The sequence below is a fragment of the Shewanella sp. LZH-2 genome (genome assembly GCF_016859145.1).
In the GTDB taxonomy this organism is placed as follows: domain Bacteria; phylum Pseudomonadota; class Gammaproteobacteria; order Enterobacterales; family Shewanellaceae; genus Shewanella; species Shewanella xiamenensis.
The window spans coordinates 2,084,219-2,103,465 of the sequence record NZ_CP069350.1 but is presented as its reverse complement, the minus strand read 5'-3'; the positions used below and the strand labels follow the sequence as shown (position 1 = coordinate 2,103,465).

The window sequence follows — 19,247 nt, the reverse complement described above, 5'->3', positions numbered from 1 at the left end:
ACTCTTATAGTACTTATTTAATGCTTTTTACTGAAATAACCAACCAAACCAACAATATATACCGTCAATCATTCCAAATATGAAATATATCGATATACCAATACATGACGCTCGGTAGTATAAGCAGCAACCCCGTGCAAATAACGATCTGAAATATGGAAATGAGCGAAGGCTAAGGCTGGCAATCACACGAAAACCAAACCTATTCCCCTACAAATGGGTCGCGATGCGCGGTCTAATGATGAGTCTGCAAACGAGTATTAACCGTTAACTTAGCTTAAAAGCTTTGATTTTAGGCAAATGGGCCGCTAATTGGGGGAATTTATGGGGTTGAGTTTCATCCCATTCGATAGGGTAAAAACAACTGAGTTCACTGGACGTTGCTTGACTGTCGAGCACTTCATCAAGACGAGACAGAATGCACATCGCTTTGTGGGTATTCTTCAACCTAAACTCTGAAACACACTTATTGGCGATGTCGGCATACTCTTCCGGGCGATCAATTTTCCCTTGCATTGTCTCTTCTGGATGAAGATTGGGATTGATCAACACCGACTTTAACCCATTTAAAAAACCAATTCGCTCAGCCCAATACGCCCCCAAACCGACGCCCACCATTAACGGTGTGGGATCGTCGCTATACTGCATTTGCTTGGCGACCTCTTTCAATAAATGCTGCATATCATGCTTGGGGTGCAAAGTGCTGTAGCTGATAAGCCTTACATCTGGGTCAATAAACTGCAACTGACGCATTTTTTCGTGATTACCAGGGCTAGTCGCATCGAATCCATGAAGATAAAAAATCATATTGAGACCTTTTAACAATCTGCCAAACACGGCGTATGCCACTAACCCTAGCAAATATTGATTGCAGAACCTTGCGCTACATCAAACTTTTGCCTGTTGTGCGAGTTGGATTTGCTCGGCCAGCTGCTTGGCATTTTCCCAACGAGCACTATTTTCTAATGCGATAGCAGTCTGCGCCGCATTAGGTTTAAGTAAACTCGCCGGATGTTTTGGTGCAGCAGAAGGCCATACAAAACCGTTTAAGAGTGACATAACACCTGGATTATCATTACAAACCAAAATCATATCGCAACCCGCATCCAACGCAGCTTGGGCGCGGCCTAAATAATCTCCCGCAAAAGATGCGCCCTTCATCCCCAGATCGTCGGAGAAAATCACCCCATTAAAACCCAGATCTTGGCGAAGGATCTGCTTTAACCAATAGGTTGAAAAGCCCGCAGGATTGGGGTCAACTTTAGGGTAGATCACATGGGCAGGCATAATGCCCGATAATTTACCTTTAGCAATCAACTCCTTAAACGGCAGAATATCTTGATTAAAAATCGCCTCAGCCTCACGTTCATCGATAGGTTGCGCAATATGGGAATCTGCCGCCACACTGCCATGACCAGGGAAATGTTTACCCACGGCACCCATGCCCGCCTCGGCCATACCCTCAATAAAACTCTCAGCTAACGCAATCACTTCATCTGGCTTTGCACTAAAACTACGTTTGCCAATGACTTGGCTGATGCCGTTAAGATCGAGCACAGGCGCAAAGCTTAAGTCGATGTCACAGGCAAGTAACTCGATGGCCATTAAAAAACCCAGCTCACAGGCCCAACGTTTCGCCAATGCCATCTCGCCCTTAGCCGCTGGCAAAATATCCCCCATGGCCGGAATAAGCGTAAAACCTTCGCGAAAACGTTGTACTCGTCCGCCCTCATGGTCGACGGCAATCAAAATCTCGGGACGAATTTGGCGGATCTGCTGCACCAAGGCAATTAATTGCTCACGGCTAGTAAAGTTGCGGGAAAACAGGATCAAACCGCCCACTTGCGGATGGCGCAGCATCTCAGCTTCAGCCTCACTGACCTCTAAAGACAGCAGATCCAGCATTAGATAACTCATAATTCTCCCTAAAATTTCTTATTCATACTCAAAAAATAACCATAGCGATACTGGCTACGGGGTTCACAAAAATCCCCAAAAAGCGAGTCATTCACCGTCAAATTTTGCCCAAAACAGATAATTTAGACCATAAAATCGACATTAATGATCCGCTAATTAAGCTCAGCTTATCCGAAGACTTTCTAATAAAAAAAACTAATGTGAATCTTGATACTGATTTATGGGATACTGAACATAAGCGTATCACACAAGCCTATTTTTACGTGGATAATGCCTGCAGTTTGCCAGAGTTGATGCCCTAAAAACCAGCGTATTAACACGATAACTGCAAAGTTCATCCGCACACACTAAAATAAAAATCGAGACACAACAGGACTTCAATCATGATTAGCGTATTCGATATGTTCAAGATCGGCATTGGCCCTTCGAGTTCACACACTGTTGGCCCCATGAAAGCGGGCAAAATTTTTATGCAGCACCTTGCTGATTCGGGCCAGATTGCCCAAGTGGATGAATTAAGAGCCGAACTCTTTGGTTCCCTCGGCCAAACCGGCAAAGGCCACGGCACAGGTAAGGCGGTCATCTTAGGCTTGATGGGTGAAGATCCTGAAACCGTCGATACCGACAGCATCGATGGCATTCTTGAGCAAGTGTCTAAAAATGAAACCCTCACCCTCAGCTGCGGCAAAGTAGTCAAGTTTACCCGTGAAGACGGCATTACCTACCACAGACGTAAAACCCTTCCTGCCCATGCGAACGCCATGACACTGTATGCCTACAGCAAAGGCGAATGTATTTTTGAGCGCACTTACTACTCTGTCGGTGGCGGATTTATCTTAGATGAAGATGAAATCAACCAACGTAATGCCTCACCAGCATCGCAAATTGAATCAGCACCTTATGATTTTAACAGCAGCGCCCAATTACTCGAACTTTGTACTGAACATGGCTTAAGCATTTCATCCTTAATGATGGCCAACGAACTTAGCCTTGCCAGTGAAGAAGAGGTCAAAGCCAAGCTGTGGAATATCTGGCAAACCATGAAAACCTGTATCGAAAGAGGTTATCAGAAGGAAGGTATTCTGCCTGGCGGCTTAAAGCTGCGTCGCCGCGCGCCAGCACTCTATCGTCGCCTCAAAGCCGAAGGCCGTAACAACGTCGATCCATTAACCGCAATGGATTGGGTCGATTTATTCGCCCTCTCGGTAAACGAGCAAAACGCAGCAGGCGATCGCGTTGTGACTGCACCAACAAACGGCGCCGCAGGTATTATTCCTGCCGTGCTTTGTTACTACGATACCTTCGTGCAAGAAGTCGATATCGACGTTTGTGCCCGTTACCTGTTAACCGCCGCTGCAATTGGTATCTTGTATAAGAAAAATGCCTCGATCTCAGGCGCTGAAGTTGGCTGTCAAGGTGAAGTCGGCGTAGCCTGCTCAATGGCGGCTGGCGCCTTAACCGAGATTATGGGCGGCACAGTGGAACATGTTGAGAACGCAGCCGAAATAGGCATGGAACATAACCTAGGCCTGACCTGCGACCCCGTTGGCGGCCTAGTACAAGTGCCCTGTATTGAACGTAATGCAATGGGCGCAATCAAGGCCATTAACGCCTCACGTATGGCGCTGCGCGGCGACGGTAACCACAAGGTATCACTGGATAAAGTGATTAAAACCATGATGGATACAGGTAAAGATATGCGCAGTAAATACAAAGAAACCGCCAAAGGCGGCCTTGCGGTGAACATTGTTGAGTGTTAATCCACTCAAGCTGTTAATTAACTTAAGTCTTTAACACTGTCATGCCGCGCTTAACCGTTCAAACCTAAACGATTAAGCGCGGTATTTGTTTATCTTAAAACGAGTACAACGTTTAGTTCGTCGCCTTCATTGATGAATTCACATATTGCGAAATCACTCCCGACCATGTTTTTTCAATTTCAGGAATAAGCTGCGAAAACGCTTGTTTTTCAGTCTCTCGGCGCAAATCATCGACTGCATCAGAGGTGCTCCATACCGATGCGTTTCGACTTTCCTTTGCCGTCGACTCCGCTAATCCATACAAATATTCGGTGCGTACATCAAACAGAGCCGCCGAGACAGTTGTCGTCACGCTCACTTCTTTATTTTTTAACAACCCAAGGGAAATGACATTCAGTGGCGCAAATTGCTGCTCACCCGCATGGAAAGAGGTATCAAAGGTATAAATCAGTAAGATATCCGCTTTGAGTCTTGCCGCAGCTTCCCGCAATGATTTGATGGAATCTAACTGCTCCGGCAACAAAATACGATTTAACGCTGCAATCCCTGCCACCTGCGACATTTTACCTAATTGAGCAAAATCGGCTTCGGTTTCGACTTCACGGGTAGTGACCACACTGTAACGGCCTGTGCCAAAACTGCTTAAACGGTAGGATGCATAACCCGGCGCCTGAATACGTGCCACGGCAATATGTGCAGGGAATGTTGCAGCCGCTTGCACCGACATCAGCGCATTAATATCCGAATCTGCTAAGCTGCCGATAGCCACACTGCCACCAGGCGTAGTGTAAGAAGCACAACCGCCCAACAACATTAAACTCAAAAACGCCACAAGCTTTATCTTTTTCATTATCCCTCCATTAAACACACTTCATTCCCATGAACAGAAAAATAACTTACTGTTTAAAATAAATTTTTTCTATCTAATCACTAAAATACATTGTTTCAAATTATTCCTTAGAACACGACAGGCTCACTTATCCAAACAAGTAAATACACGAAATATGATGCTCTTCAAAAAGTAAATTAACCTGAACTCGGGGTAACGAGTGTCGAAAAAATCTAAATTTAACTAGGGCGTGTTGACGTTTCAGGGTTATTTTTGCAGCAATTAGGCTGGCTTTTATGCAAGGCAAAGTCCGTGCAGTGTAGTTATTCTACATAAACGGACGATAACGCGGCAGAAAAGCCAGCCAAATGCTGCCCGAAGGGTTCGTCTGGCAAGCCCTTGCTCTTACTTTCAGTCATAAGAGCCGCTCGTCATTTGAGTAAACTACACATCATTCCTCGTTTCGCGAGCACGTGCTTGCCAGAACGAACAAAATCTAATCTCGAAACGTCAACACGCCCTAACTAAATCAATGCAATAAATAATTGTTTTGGAAAGAAAATTTTTTCTGACTGAATGCGCAGATTTTTTGTGCATATCAAGGCGCTCTGTCGTATGCCATAGCGAGCGATGGTGAGACAGAGCAACGCAGAGAGGCCCGAAAAGATGTCTATTCAGCGGCTCTACTTATCCCGAGCTCAGGTTAAATTAGGCCAAACTCACCGATGTACACATCCGTTTTTATGAGAGCAAACAATAGAGAGTAGTGAAATAGCGGCAATTTATCGCAAAAGTACAATCTAATACCTTAATCAGGACAGATTTCTGGCGATATCCCTGATATCTTCCAAAGTGTTTTCTCAATCCAATCCCTGAAATAGGAAATGCGTGAGTAATGCTCAATCACGCCATACTTGCCTTCTTCCCAATTGGTTGACTCAGCATTTTGCCATGAGCTGACACCGATAAGGCAGACTGAATTTGTCGAGACGAGATATGCGGGGCCTCCCGAATCTCCTGGGCCACTGATCCCCTCCAATGGTAAAGCATTCACGTCGCGGTCAAAGATAAATTGCAGCCATTGCTCCTGCACCCCAACCACGGCATTGTGTGCCGCGCGCAATTGTTTGTCGGCCGCCACAACGCCCACTAGCCCATTTCCAAAATCGCCACGTCCGACGAAGGTAGCGATTTTACCCGTTTCGGTTGAGGCAGGATTCAATTTAGCGAGTGTGGCGTCTTCAATTGAAGACGCCAATTGAACCAATGCAATATCATAGGGAAAGTGTCGTTCTATCCAAAGTGGATGTTTTATCACGTCTTTAATCGAGTAAAAATCCTTTTTAAATTGCACTTTATTGCCAGTCGTTAGCTCATTAGCCACATGCGCCGCCGTCACAATCCATTGCTTATCGATAAGGCTGCCTGTACCAAGCACGATTTCATCACCTTTATAAAGTCCTAAAAAGGTGACTGTTGAATTATCGCTTTGCGCCGCCGCTTGATATTTCGCGTCTTCCGCATCATGCCTAATAATCATGGCATTGGCGGTACTCGTTATCGCCAGTAACAGTACAAACATCCATTTCATATTGAACCCCTATCCTTGCGTATATTTATTCACCAATATTGTTCGATGAGAATATAGAGAATGAATCATCATTAATTTCGAGAACTTAACAGTTTTTTTTCATTTCAGATATAGCCGCTGCATTCAAATCATTCAGGCGCAATGGACCAACATGACATGCTGAATGACATCACGATTTATCCGTAGAAAACAAAAGCGCAGCGAACTTGATGTTCACCGCGCTTTTTAATATTTAACCCTAGGCTTTAACTCTGAGGTTTAATCCTGAAAGGGGTTAACAATTGGCAGGGCTATTTAAAATACAAGCTATGGAATTTAAGGTGCTCTTCAATAAAGCTCGCAATAAAATAATAGCTATGATCGTACCCCGCCTGCATACGCAAATCTAAGGGATAGCCTTTGACTTTGGCGATATCACTCAATGTTTGTGGCATTAACTGTGTTTCTAAAAAGCTGTCGGCATCGCCTTGGTCGACTAAAATAGGCACTTCGCTGATCGCCAATTTGAGTAACTCACAGGCATCATATTGGCGCCAGTGCTCACGATTTTCCCCTAAATACTCGGTAAAAGCTTTAATCCCCCAAGGCGCGTTGCTTGGATTACTGATAGGACTAAAAGCCGAGATTGAGCTGTATCTGTGGGGATGGGTTAACCCTATCACTAACGCGCCGTGCCCGCCCATGGAGTGGCCAGAGATGGCGCGCTGTCCGGTTACGGGGAAATTGGCTTCGATCAACGCAGGCAGTTCATGCACTATATAGTCGTACATTTTATAGTGTCGATTCCAAGGCGCTTTAGTCGCATTCACATAAAACCCTGCGCCGAGGCCCAAGTCATAGGCTTTATCCGGTGCATCGGCAATATCATCACCACGAGGACTGGTATCGGGAGCGACGATAGCCATTCCCAACTGCGCCGCAATACGCTGCGCGCCCGCCTTCTGCATAAAGTTTTCGTCGGTACAAGTGAGACCCGATAGCCAATACAGCACAGGTACAGGCTTATTGGCCGCCTCGGGTGGCAGGTAAATCGCAAAGCGCATCTCGCAGTTCAGCGCCTGAGATTGATGGCGATACTGTTTGTGCCAACCACCAAAACTCTTATTACAGCTGATATTTTCTATGGTCATGTCAATCCCTTTCCTGTTCACTTTCAGTGGTTAGCTTGCCGTTCAAGACCCTATCACAAGCTTAAAACACATAAGCAGCAGATAAGTCGTCAGCGGTTATCTGCTGCTGTGATGGCAAACTGAGCGCTTATTTATCGAAATGGATCACGCTGCGAATGCTCTTGCCTTCATGCATCAAGTCGAAGGCTTCGTTGACTTGCTCAAGTCCCATAGTGTGGGTGATAAAGTCATCGAGCTTAAACTCACCTGCTAGGTATTGTTCAACGATTTTAGGTAATTGCGAGCGTCCTTTCACGCCACCGAAGGCTGAGCCTCGCCATACGCGACCTGTCACCAGTTGGAACGGACGGGTAGAAATCTCCTGCCCTGCGCCTGCAACACCAATGATCACTGATTCACCCCAGCCCTTGTGGCAACACTCGAGCGCGCTGCGCATCACATTGACATTACCGATACATTCGAAGGAATAATCCACGCCGCCATCGGTCATCTCGACAATCACCTCTTGAATGGGTTTGTCGAAATTTTTAGGATTAATACAATCGGTTGCCCCTAATTTACGGGCAAGTTCGAATTTAGATTCGTTAATATCGATGGCAATAATCCGGCTGGCTTTAGCCATGGTCGCACCAATAATGGCCGAAAGACCGATACCACCTAGGCCGAAAATCGCCACGGTCGCGCCTTCTTCCACCTTAGCGGTATTCATTACGGCGCCCATACCTGTCGTCACACCACAGCCGAGCAGACAGATCTCTTCTAATGGCGCAGTTTTATTAACCTTAGCCAATGAAATCTCAGGTAATACTGTGTATTCAGAGAAGGTAGAACAGCCCATATAATGGAAAATTGGCTGACCATCTTTATAGAATCGCGTGGTGCCATCTGGCATTAAACCTTTGCCTTGGGTCGCGCGGATCTTCTGGCACAGGTTTGTTTTACCCGATAAACAGAATTTACATTCGCCACACTCAGGCGTGTAGAGAGGGATCACATGGTCGCCCACCTGCACACTGGTCACGCCTTCGCCCACTTGCTCAACAATACCACCGCCCTCATGGCCGAGGATCGCTGGGAACACGCCTTCTGGATCATCACCGCTTAGGGTAAACGCATCGGTATGGCACACGCCAGTCGCCACGATGCGCACTAATACTTCGCCAGCTTTAGGTAACATCACATCGACTTCTTCAATCTTGAGCGGTTGTCCTGGCCCCCAAGCCACGGCGGCCTTTGACTTGATAAACTGTGGTTTTTCGTTCGACATGCTTGTCTTTCCTTCTTTTAATCAATGGGCTTATCAATTTACGGCTTACCTCATGCCCTACTCGCTTGTAAGCATAGATTGAGGCGGACGGATAAGCTTAAAAATAGTGTGCGGTAATGCAGTCACTAGATTGTATTTATTTCCTGAGGATTGATAATCTAGCATTTTGGCAATTCATTTTTACTGAGAAGCAATAATGTACCTTTGGGATGGCATATCAGAATTTGTAGCAGTAGCCGAAGCCGAGAACTTTACCTTAGCCGCACAGCGCCTCAATGTGTCCACCGCCCACGTGAGTCGGCAAGTCGGCGCGCTGGAAAATCGCCTCGGCACTAAGCTGTTTTACCGTACGACGCGCAAGGTATCGCTCACCGAAGAAGGCACGATTTATTATCGCCATTGCCGCCAATTGCAAACCGGACTAGAGGAAGCTGAGCGAGCGATTACCGATCTAAAAGACTCGCCCCAAGGACTAATAAAACTCACCGCGCCCGTAGCCTACGGTGAAAAATTTATCATGCCGTTACTCAATGACTTTATGGTGCAATACCCGAGCGTGGAATGTAATGTTGACTTGACTAACAGAACCTTGGATTTGATTGAGGGAGGTTACGATTTGGCTATTCGCCTTGGCAAACTCGCTGACTCAAGCCTGATGGCCAAACCCTTGAGTAGCCGCACCCATTATGTGGCCGCCTCGCCCAGTTATGTTGAAAAATACGGTGAGCCCCATACGCTTTCGGAGTTAAATCAACATAATTGTCTGATCGGGAATCACAATTACTGGCGCTTTATTGAACATGGCCGCGAGCGCAATATTAAGGTACGCGGCAACCTTATCTGCAACAGCGGCTATGCCCTGCGGGATGCAGCGTTAAAGGGCATAGGGATAGTACAACTCCCTGATTATTATATTGAAGAAGATATTCATGCAGGCAAACTTATCTCCTTCCTCGACGCACACCGCGAAGCCAAAGAAGGCATTTGGGCGCTCTACCCCCAAAATCGTCATCTGAGCGCCAAAGTGCGGGTTTTAGTAGATTATTTAGCTGAAAAACTGGCGAGCAGTTAACTCACAACAATTAATCCAATATGAGTGACAATCATCTCGCTGCCGCCAGACTCCCCACCTGTTTAGCGCCAGTTTTCCCTGAGGGTGTAATACAACATACCTAAGGCCAGTGCCTGATTACCAAACCATTCATTCAGCGGGATCCGGATATGACGCATCGCGGCGAAGAGATCGAACTCTCGCATTTGACCATCGATCGCCTGCCCCATGATCTCGGCCATAATATGGGACGTCGCCACGCCATGGCCCGAGTATCCCTGACAATAGAAGATATTCGGAGTAATTTTGCCCAGCTGAGGAATACGGTTAATTACTATCCCCGCCATGCCTGCCCAGGCAAATTCAATGTCGACGCCCTTTAACTGGGGGAAAGTACGTTCAATCGCCGGGCGCAGCTCAGCGGCAACGTTTTTAGGATCGCGGCCACTGTAATTGGTGCCACCGCCAAACATCAAACGGTTGTCGGCAGTTAAGCGGTAATAATCCAGCACGAAGCGGCAATCATACACGGCCAAATCCTGCGGATTAAGTTGCTTAGCTAACTCAGCCGGCAATTGGGCTGTCGCACAATTGCCAAGGGAGGCAGGAAATAACATGCCACGTAGCTTGGGACGGCCCAATTTGTGGTAGGCATTGCCGGCGATGAGCACGCTATTTGCCTTTACCCTTCCCTTTGGCGTGACCACGGTTGCAAGCTCTCCTTGCTGAATATCCAGCACCTGCGAATGTTCAAAAATCTGCGCGCCTAATGAGGCCGCGGCTCGCGCCTCACCAAGGCATAGATTTACCGAATGCAGATGCATATTGCGCCGATTGACTAAACCGCCGTGGTACAAGGGCGAGGCTAAATAGGTGGGCATCTCCTGCTCAGGCACTAAGGTCATAAACTCCCCCATGCCACGGCGATTAGCCTCGTCGAACATTTGCTGTAACTCTGCCATATGTGCGGGGCGATAGGCCGTCTGGATATGACCAAATTTTAAATCACAATCAATGTTGTACTTCGCCACTCTACTTTTGATGATATCGTGCCCACGCCAGCGAAGATCCCACACATAATCCTCGGCATCCTGACCAAGATGACGGCGTAATTGCTTGGTCATCGCTGCATCGCCAGATAGGCTTCCGGTCACTTGACCACCATTACGGCCAGTCGCGCCCCAAGCAATTTTATTTGCCTCTAATAATGCGACCTTGTAGCCTTTTTCAGACAACTCAACCGCTGTTGCAACCCCAGTAAACCCGCCACCGATAATGACAACATCTACACGAAGATCACCTTCAAGTTCTGGATAATCAGACTCTTGCTTAATGGTGGCATTGTAATAAGAGGCGCAGCGTTTGGCTGACATAGGGTTTCCTTACACGATGTTATTATGATTTTTCGTTTAATATTTTTTACAAACGTTCAGAATTTTTGAGTATAACGAAGCTATTATCATGGTCAACAGAAGAATGCCCCCTGACAGGGAAATAAGCGAGTTTGGCAAAACAGCTTAAGCCATTGGATTAACGAGGTTAGTGACTTAAGCTAGGCACCACTCGCTAGGATGGTAATAGAATTGACCCTCGTTATTGTCTCAAGGGTAATACCATCAGAAAGACGCATTTCACAAAGATTTATTTAACAATAACTTGTTTAACAATGACCTATCAGGAGAAACTATGCCGCAGGATATACAACCTCAAACAACTGATGTTCTGCCCTTTTCTCAAGCCTGTGAAAATAATAAAGCGCCTATTCTTGCGGTATTAAAAACCGCTTTTGCCAATACCAAACAAGTACTTGAAATCGGCAGCGGCACGGGACAACACGCCGTTTATTTTGCGGCGAATCTCCCTCAGCTTTTTTGGCAAACGAGCGATCAAGCGCAATATCTTGAGGGTATTAGTGCAAGATGTTTACAACAAGGTCATCAACTTGGCGTTCATAATCTTGGCTTACCTATTACACTTGATGTATCACTACCTTGGCCTATCAACGGCCCCCATATCGATGCAGTATTCAGCGCCAATACCTTACATATTATGAGTAAACCCAAGGTGGAAGCATTTTTTAATGGCTTAGGAGAGTATTTACCGCGGCTCAACACCCTATGCCTGTACGGGCCATTTAACTATCAAGGTCACTTTACCAGCGACAGCAATCGGCGATTTGATGACTTATTAAAACAAAGAGATAGTGAAAGCGGCATTCGAGATGTTGAATGGATTGTCACCCTTGCCCAAGCCCAAAACTTAACCTTAGTTGAAGATATCGCCATGCCCGCCAACAATCGCTTACTGCATTTTAAACATTTATTGGCGTAAGGCGCTCAATCCTGAACCCAAGATTCGCATCAGTGAAGCATAAGGATGCTGTGACTACTAACACTTAAACCATTATACATACGCCCTCAAACTATACTGATAATAAGCAACAACTCAGCCCCGCACGCAATTACGGCCATCAGATTTAGCTTCATACAGGGCTTTATCCGCTCTGCTAAACAAGGTTTCTGCATCATCGCCCTTTTGCAAAGAGGCTAAGCCAATCGACACCGTAATGGCGCCCAATGAGAGTTTTTTATCTTTGCCTATGGCTAGGCGCCGCTCGGAGATCCGCTCCCTCAAAGTCTCGGCCACTTGCAGCGCATCATGAAAATGGGTATTAGGCAGTAACACCACAAATTCCTCACCGCCGTAACGGGCGACAAAGTCATCACCACGCACACATTGTTTTAAAGCCAGCGCAACATAAGCCAAGACTTTGTCGCCAATTTGATGCCCATAGGTGTCGTTAAATATCTTAAATCTGTCAATATCCACAAGTAATAAACTACAACGGGTTTGTTGTTCCTCCGCACGATGGATATGGTCTTGAATAGCAATTTCGTAAGCTCGGCGGTTATGTAACGAGGTCAATTGATCTGTCATTGCTGCCAGACTTAAATTTTCCATTTCAGCTTTTAAGTTTTGTACTTCTTGTCCCATGGCATTGAGGCTCTGCTCCATGGCTTGGTTATTAACCAATAGGCTCTGCATTTCATCAAGCACCCCATCGACTAATTGATTTAACGTATTCACATCGGGCGTTGATTGCAGTTGCAATCCAAAATCCGCCAAGGTGCTTGTAAATGCTTCCGTCCCTTGGGTTAACTGAGTAATTTTACTGATGAGAGAGTTAATCAGTATCTGAGTTTCTATCTGGACATTCTCAATGACTTCAGGGGACTTCTCTTGAATAAAATTCTTGTACAGACTGGTATTCACTTCTTTGGTGAATACGACATTGTTAGCAAGAAAACCATCAATAGCACGATTTAGATCTAAGTTTGATTGAGCAAAATACTCATACCAAACGGTGTAGTTTTCTGGCGTAACCGGTATATCAAGCGCAGACATTTGCGGTACAGCTAAACGTAAAATTTGAGCCGCTGAATCGAGCTCTTTATTTGCTGCAGGAAAAGACATGAATCATGCATCCATGAGTTGTTATAATTTTGTATAACTTAAGTTAACTCAACTGCTTCGTTTTGGATACTGGGTAAAATGATTATTATGATGGCGCGCAAAAACAAAAAGAGGATGTTGCCATCCTCCTTTTGTTTTTTATGTTATGCCAAAAGCGGCTCAACCTCGGCAGCGGGCAAAAATATCCAATTCAGGCTGATAAACCTGAGTTTGAACATTCATTAATCCCAATAGGCTATCGAACAAATTGTCATGGGAAAATCCCCCCTTTTCAGCTTCTTTAGCAAGACAAGCCATATTCAAGTGATTATCTTGACTAAAGTCCTCAGAAAACCAAGCCAGCATAGGAATACTCGTTTGCTCAATAGGCGCAATGCTATAAGGGGCGCCATGCAAGTACATGCCTTTCTCACCCAAAGACTCGCCATGATCGGAGAGATAAAATATGGCGGTATCAAATTTTTCTTGCTGCTGTTTAAGTTTATGGACAACCTGACTAAGAATGTAATCGGTATATAAGATAGTGTTGTCGTAGGTATTCATTAACGCTTCAGCACTGCAATTTTGAATATCACTACGTGGGCAATCCGGCGTAAATTTACGGTGCTCTGGCGGATAACGTAGATAATAGGTCGGCCCGTGACTGCCAATAATATGTAACGCAATCACGGTATCTTTTTGCTCGGCGTTAGCTAATGCTTCATCAAGTTTGTTCAACAAAACTTGATCAAAGCAATATTGACCGGAGCACAACTCAGGATCGCTCTTTAAATCGATAGTGATGTTCTCAACCTGATCGCACACGCCTTTACAACCCGAGTCATTATCAAACCATTGCACCTTAATACCGCCATGATTCAGTACATCAATGGCCGTGTCTTGGGCATAGGCACGGCGGGAATCATAGTCATCGCGTCCCATGCGGGAGAACATGCAAGGCAGCGATACTGCGGTTGCCGTACCACAAGAATGGGTATCCTTAAAGACCAGTAATCCTTGCCCCTGAGTATGGGCGTTGGTCGGTTTTTCATAACCATAGTATTGATAGTTCATCGAACGAGCTGTTTCCCCAACCACCAGCACTAATAAATTGGGCTTACCGTTGGTATTGGGACTGACATTTTTTGCATCCAAGCCAAGCTGTTCATATTTGATTGGTGTTTGTAGGTAATGCACATTGATGTACTTAGCCGCCGCACCAATAAAATAGGTCGGCACGATATAACGCTTAATCTCATCATTATTGCGGCCAAAGGAAGCGTAGTCTTGGAAATAGAAGAAAGCGATAATCCCAAGCCCTGCTAACATCGCCAGCATAAACAAAACTTTATGTAGCAACTCTTTGAAAAATGGCTTGTATTGGATATCAGCTTTGTAAATCAAATAGGCTGGCAAAATCCCCGTAAGCAGCATATTGAGTATGGAAGCAAAATTGACATACATCAGCGCTTCAGCGCTGTTGGTTTGAAAGGTGTTTTCAATCATGCCGTAATCAAACACGATATTGTATTTTAAGGCCGCAAAAAACACGCTAGATGATAATAAAGTGAGGATGATAAAAAAGGGCTTTAGCAGATACTTCACTGTAAACAGCGAAAACACAAAACTCAGCGCAAAGATCAAAAATAACGGCATACTGGCGATAAAAATCGGATCGACATCAGGTTGTTTTTCAATGCCTTTTTTGATGATGTCAAATAGCGGGATATTAAAAACGCAAACGTAAAATACTGCGGTGATAAAAGTGAAACGATTCACGGTTAGGGTTTTAAATCTCGTCAGCACTGGTTATGGTCTCTCAAATCAATAGTGGGCCGAAGCTAACTTAGTTTTCTTAAGGCAATCTTATGCCCTACAATTTGCGCCATCTTAGCAAGTCGTCAGATTCTCCTCAATTAAATAATCTTTATAATTAACAAGTTATAATGCGGATTAAAAAAACGGCCGAATCTGAAGGCATTCGACCGTTTTTGACTCCCCAACCTATAGGGACTTGCTCGGAACTAACCCCAGCTTGTTAATTTACTGCGGTAACAAGTGCGATTATTTTAACTGCTGTAATAAGTAGGCAAACGCCATTGAATTTAGTTCCGCAGCTTGATTATTATCTGCAGCCCCAGCATGCCCACCTTCGATATTTTCATAGTAAAGCACATCAATACCCATATCCTTCATCTTAGCCACCATCTTGCGGGCGTGCCCTGGATGTACCCTGTCGTCACGGGTTGAGGTGGTAAAAAACACCTTAGGATAATGCACGTCTTTATGCAGGTTATGGTATGGCGAATAAGTTTTAATGTAAGCCCATTCCTCTGGAACATCAGGATTACCGTACTCCCCCATCCAACTTGCGCCAGCGAGTAACTTATTGAAACGGTACATATCGAGTAAAGGCACTTGGCATACCACGGCATTATAGAGATCGGGACGACGGGTAAAGGCGGCGCCCATCAACAAACCACCGTTACTGCCACCTTGAATGCCTAGATGTTTGCTCGAGGTGATCTTACGGGCGATCAAATCCTCAGCGATGGCCTCAAAGTCCTCGTAGGCCTTATGACGATTCTGCTTAAGCGCCGCTTGATGCCACGCAGGACCATACTCGCCGCCACCTCGGATATTGGCCAGTACATACACACCGCCCTGCTCTAACCAGTTTTTACCAATAGTGGCTGAATACGCTGGGCGAAGAGACACTTCAAATCCGCCATAACCATAAAGCAGTGTTGGATTGCTGCCATCGAGCTTAAGATTTTTTGCCATCACCACAAAATAAGGCACTTTGGTACCATCCTTTGAGGTGGCAAAATATTGCTCGGTTTTAAATTTATCCGCCGCAAACTGCTGAGGCATGCCTTTGATTTTTTGAGGTTTAAGCGCCTTAGCATTGACGGTATACAGGCTCGATGGCTCAAGGAAGCTAGTGTAGTTAACAAAGAAATCGTCACTGTCGCGCTCCATATCCATCACAGTTAGCGCGCCGTTGGCCTCAAAGGGCACTGGCGTGCTTTGCCATGCACCTTTTTCATCTTGCTCGTAGCGAACCAGCTTGCTCTTCACGTTATCGAGCCAATTAACAAAAATCGCGCTCTTACTAAAACTTAACTGCGCTATTGATGCTGTTGGCGTAGGGCTCACAAATTCAGTAAACGCCGCTTTTTGGGCAATTAAATCCGCCACATTGGCGTACACCACAGCGCCTTGGCTGAATGTCGCCGCAGGCGTTGCTAAGTCACTTTTTAGCTCAATAAACAATTTGCCTTGGAAATAGCCTTTAATCTCGGCATCTTGTGGGATGGGTAGTTTAATCAGTTTGCCGTCTTGGTAAACATACTGCGTCGCGGTATAAAAAGTATGTGCTTCTGTGACTAGGCTCAGCGGAGTTTTATCGTCGAACATCACCCAACCCGATACCGCGACAGAGGTTTTATCCCCACTAAAAATCGTTTTCGCTTGATCAAGTGGCGTACCACGTTGCCATAACTTAACGACACGGGGGTAACCTGAGTCAGTCATACTTTGGCCATCGCCAAAGTCGGTGCCGACAAATGCTTGGTCTTTATCTATCCAACTTAGGCTAGATTTCGCTTCTTTTAAAAAGAATGGCTTATCTTTTGCTGGCACAAAATCTTTGGTGGTTAAATCAAATTCACGCACTTCGACCGCATCGGCGCCACCACGAGATAAAGACACAAAACAACGTTGATTATCGGGATATTGGCAATCAATGCTCTTAAATACCCAGTTAACCGATTCCAACTTACCTAAAGCATCGACATCAAGCACGGTTTCCCACTTGGGTTGCGCCTTTGTGTATTCTTCCATGGTCGTGCGGCGATAAATCCCCCGGACATGGGTATCGTCCTTCCAAAAGTTATACAGCTTGTCGCCGATGTGGGTGGCGTAAGGAATACGCTCTTTGTCATTGAGGATAGCGAGGCTATTTGCGACTAAGGTATCAAACCCTTTGAACGCTTTAATTTCAGCGGCAGAAGCGGCATTTTGGGCTTTAACCCATTCCATAGGCTTGGCGCCTTCAACCTCTTCAAGCCAAATATACTTGTCTTCTTGCGCGTGGACTTGAGCAGTCATAGTGAGCACACCTGCGATGCACCAAGGCAGTAATTTACGATTCATGTTATTCCTTTTTAAACAGAGTCCTTAAACAGAGCCCTTAAATTGAGTCCATCTTAATTTCTGCTCTACATTACCTTAATTGATTTTCAGTTCAACTTTTAATCCAACAAGAATGTAACAAAAGATAAGATATTGTAATCACGGATGATTAATCGAGAATGAATCGAAAATATTCAAGATGTTGTGTCATAAAAAAAGCGCCCATCGGGGCGCTTTAATCGTGACTTAATGAGCTACATAAATGTGCAATTAAAACTCTTGGTTCATCCGCGTCAGCAGGTTCAGCAGCACGCTGCGCTCCTCCGCGCTCATTTTAGCGGTGAGATCGGTCGTTAATTGCAAATGCAGCGCATCATGCTCAAGAAATAGTGCTTGGCCCTTTTCGGTTAACTCGACCAGAATCGAGCGCCTATCGGTTTCGTGCGGGCGGCGCACAACCCATTGGGATTCGACCATCTTATCGATTTGCACCGTAAGCGTGCCAGTCGTTACCCCAATTTTATCAGCAAGTTCCTTCATCCGCATCGCGCCGTGCACTCCCAATAATTCAATGGTGTGAACCTGTGATAGGCTAAAACCCTTATCACGCACGATAGCATGCTCCCAAGATGATAATTTTTCATAAAACTCAATAATCACATGGTTTAACGCCTGATCCGTGGAATGGACGGCCGAGGCTGATAGAGCATCATGCTGCGGTGCAACTGTCATTAGGCTTCCTTAGCGACACACTCACGTTGACGACAAGTATGCAGCTCAATAGTAATATGGGATAACTCAGGGAACTTAGTCAGTAACTGATTAAAATAACTGGCTTCTTTCGGTGAGTGGGACACTATGGATAACATAATAGCATGGTGATCGGCACTCACGCGCCAAATATGTAAATCGGCGACTTGGTGATCAGGCACCGCTTCAATGGTTTCGCGCACTTTACGCTGTAACGCTGCATTTACCCCGCCGTCGAGCAAAATTGGACTCGTTTGCTGAATCAATCCCCATGACCAGCGACTGATAATAATTGCCCCTACAATCCCCATAATCGGGTCGAGCCAGGTTAAGCCCATATATTTACCGAATAAGAGTGCGGCAATCGCCAGCACTGAGGTTAATGCATCAGCTAATACGTGAAAATAAGCCGCTCTAAGGTTGTGATCATGCCCCGAATGCCCATGTGCGTGGTTGTGTGAATGGTCGTCATGGTCATGGTCATGGTCATGGTCATGGTCATGGTCATGGTCATGGTCATGGTCATGGTCATGGTCAGCAGCATGATGATCGTGCCCATGGCAGCAATGATTATCTTGATGAGCCTTATGGTCATCGTTCTCATCATCATGATCATGTGCGTGAGTGTTGCCATGAGAGTGACCGTGTGAATGCCCATGTGAATGTCCATGGTCGTGGGAGTGATGGTCTTTCAACAAAAACACGCTTAATACGTTCACACTTAATCCAACCAAGGCCACGAAAATGGCCTCATTAAAGTGAATATTCTCAGGGTTTATCAAACGCATCCCTGATTCGATAAGCATGATAAGTGCAACCAGTCCTAAGGCGATGGCGCTGGTATAACCGCCAAGGACACTCACTTTACCGGTACCAAAGGCAAAGGTTGGATCATTGGCATGCTTACGGGCATAGGAATAGGCAAACAGCGTAATCATAAAGGCGGCGGCATGAGTGCCCATATGCCAACCATCGGCCAGCAATGCCATAGAGCCGTATATCGTGCCCGCCACAATCTCGGCCACCATAGTGATAACCGTTAAATACAGCACATAACGGGTATTTTTTTCGCCATCAGTATTTTGTGTAGAGAATCCATGGGGATGTTGCCACTGGGCGATAGAGTGTCCAAGGCCATTACTTGGCTGAGTCGTTTCTGTTGAGGGTGTTATTTTCATTGTCTTTTCCTACGCTCCCTGCCCTTCTCTAACCGATTGAGGCAACAGTACTTGTGGTGTTTGATGACTTATATCAGTATTTTAGTTTGAAAATCAAAATATATAAATATCAAAATAATCATTTTTCAAACTATTTGCAGAAATATTGCCGACAATCACGAGATGTTAAAACGGACAGATACGG

The 19,247-nt window shown here is 45.6% G+C and carries 15 protein-coding genes; 3 read left to right on the top strand and 12 right to left on the bottom strand.

The genetic code is table 11. The features are described 5' to 3' along the window. Positions 1-267: 267 nt before the first annotated feature. Complete coding sequence (ycfP, locus tag JM642_RS09375) at positions 268-807, bottom strand: alpha/beta hydrolase YcfP (RefSeq protein ID WP_037418311.1); 540 nt, start codon at positions 805-807, stop codon at positions 268-270. An 81-nt stretch (positions 808-888) separates the two neighbouring features. Beyond that, on the bottom strand, positions 889-1,917 hold the full coding sequence (gene nagZ, locus JM642_RS09370) for a beta-N-acetylhexosaminidase (RefSeq protein WP_203433564.1): 1,029 nt from the start codon (positions 1,915-1,917) through the stop codon (positions 889-891). A gap of 383 nt (positions 1,918-2,300) precedes the next feature. On the opposite strand from nagZ, the gene JM642_RS09365 reads away from it, so the two are divergent. Further along, positions 2,301-3,677, top strand: a complete 1,377-nt coding sequence (locus JM642_RS09365) for an L-serine ammonia-lyase (RefSeq protein ID WP_037429797.1) — start codon at positions 2,301-2,303, stop codon at positions 3,675-3,677. Positions 3,678-3,789: 112 nt separating this feature from the next. On the opposite strand, the gene JM642_RS09360 is transcribed toward JM642_RS09365, so the two are convergent. The 4 genes from JM642_RS09360 to JM642_RS09345 form a co-directional block, all read right to left on the bottom strand. Then, positions 3,790-4,527: a hypothetical protein gene (locus tag JM642_RS09360; RefSeq protein ID WP_203433562.1), complete on the bottom strand. Its 738-nt coding sequence runs from the start codon at positions 4,525-4,527 to the stop codon at positions 3,790-3,792. Between the two features lie 787 nt (positions 4,528-5,314). After that, complete coding sequence (locus JM642_RS09355) at positions 5,315-6,097, bottom strand: trypsin-like serine protease (RefSeq protein WP_203433560.1); 783 nt, start codon at positions 6,095-6,097, stop codon at positions 5,315-5,317. Positions 6,098-6,387: 290 nt separating this feature from the next. Beyond that, positions 6,388-7,227: an S-formylglutathione hydrolase gene (gene fghA, locus JM642_RS09350; RefSeq protein WP_203433558.1), complete on the bottom strand. Its 840-nt coding sequence runs from the start codon at positions 7,225-7,227 to the stop codon at positions 6,388-6,390. A 127-nt stretch (positions 7,228-7,354) separates the two neighbouring features. After that, positions 7,355-8,494, bottom strand: a complete 1,140-nt coding sequence (locus tag JM642_RS09345; protein WP_126513036.1) for an S-(hydroxymethyl)glutathione dehydrogenase/class III alcohol dehydrogenase — start codon at positions 8,492-8,494, stop codon at positions 7,355-7,357. A 196-nt stretch (positions 8,495-8,690) separates the two neighbouring features. Between JM642_RS09345 and JM642_RS09340 the strand changes: the two genes are divergently transcribed. Beyond that, on the top strand, positions 8,691-9,566 hold the full coding sequence (locus JM642_RS09340) for a LysR substrate-binding domain-containing protein (protein ID WP_037417872.1): 876 nt from the start codon (positions 8,691-8,693) through the stop codon (positions 9,564-9,566). A gap of 62 nt (positions 9,567-9,628) precedes the next feature. Here the strand turns inward: JM642_RS09340 and JM642_RS09335 are convergent, their stop codons facing one another. Beyond that, the gene (locus JM642_RS09335; protein WP_203433556.1) at positions 9,629-10,918 is read right to left on the bottom strand and encodes an FAD-binding oxidoreductase; all 1,290 of its coding nucleotides are present in this window, start codon (positions 10,916-10,918) and stop codon (positions 9,629-9,631) included. A gap of 313 nt (positions 10,919-11,231) precedes the next feature. On the opposite strand from JM642_RS09335, the gene JM642_RS09330 reads away from it, so the two are divergent. Continuing rightward, on the top strand, positions 11,232-11,876 hold the full coding sequence (locus JM642_RS09330; RefSeq protein WP_099457986.1) for a DUF938 domain-containing protein: 645 nt from the start codon (positions 11,232-11,234) through the stop codon (positions 11,874-11,876). Positions 11,877-11,990: 114 nt separating this feature from the next. Here the strand turns inward: JM642_RS09330 and JM642_RS09325 are convergent, their stop codons facing one another. The 5 genes from JM642_RS09325 to dmeF all read right to left on the bottom strand — a co-directional run bounded on the left by JM642_RS09325 (position 11,991) and on the right by dmeF (position 19,063). Then, positions 11,991-13,019 (bottom strand): GGDEF domain-containing protein, encoded by a 1,029-nt coding sequence (locus JM642_RS09325; protein ID WP_047539657.1) that lies wholly within the window; start codon positions 13,017-13,019, stop codon positions 11,991-11,993. A gap of 159 nt (positions 13,020-13,178) precedes the next feature. Further along, positions 13,179-14,804: a phosphoethanolamine--lipid A transferase gene (locus tag JM642_RS09320; RefSeq protein WP_203433554.1), complete on the bottom strand. Its 1,626-nt coding sequence runs from the start codon at positions 14,802-14,804 to the stop codon at positions 13,179-13,181. A gap of 258 nt (positions 14,805-15,062) precedes the next feature. After that, complete coding sequence (locus JM642_RS09315) at positions 15,063-17,156, bottom strand: prolyl oligopeptidase family serine peptidase (RefSeq protein WP_172587335.1); 2,094 nt, start codon at positions 17,154-17,156, stop codon at positions 15,063-15,065. A 249-nt stretch (positions 17,157-17,405) separates the two neighbouring features. Then, positions 17,406-17,867 carry a MarR family transcriptional regulator gene (locus JM642_RS09310; RefSeq protein ID WP_037417825.1) on the bottom strand — a complete coding sequence of 154 codons (462 nt, stop codon included), beginning with the start codon at positions 17,865-17,867 and terminating at the stop codon, positions 17,406-17,408. Then, positions 17,867-19,063 carry a CDF family Co(II)/Ni(II) efflux transporter DmeF gene (dmeF, locus tag JM642_RS09305; RefSeq protein WP_203433552.1) on the bottom strand — a complete coding sequence of 399 codons (1,197 nt, stop codon included), beginning with the start codon at positions 19,061-19,063 and terminating at the stop codon, positions 17,867-17,869. The genes JM642_RS09310 and dmeF overlap by 1 nt, the downstream gene beginning before the upstream one ends. Between the last annotated feature and the right edge of the window lie 184 nt (positions 19,064-19,247).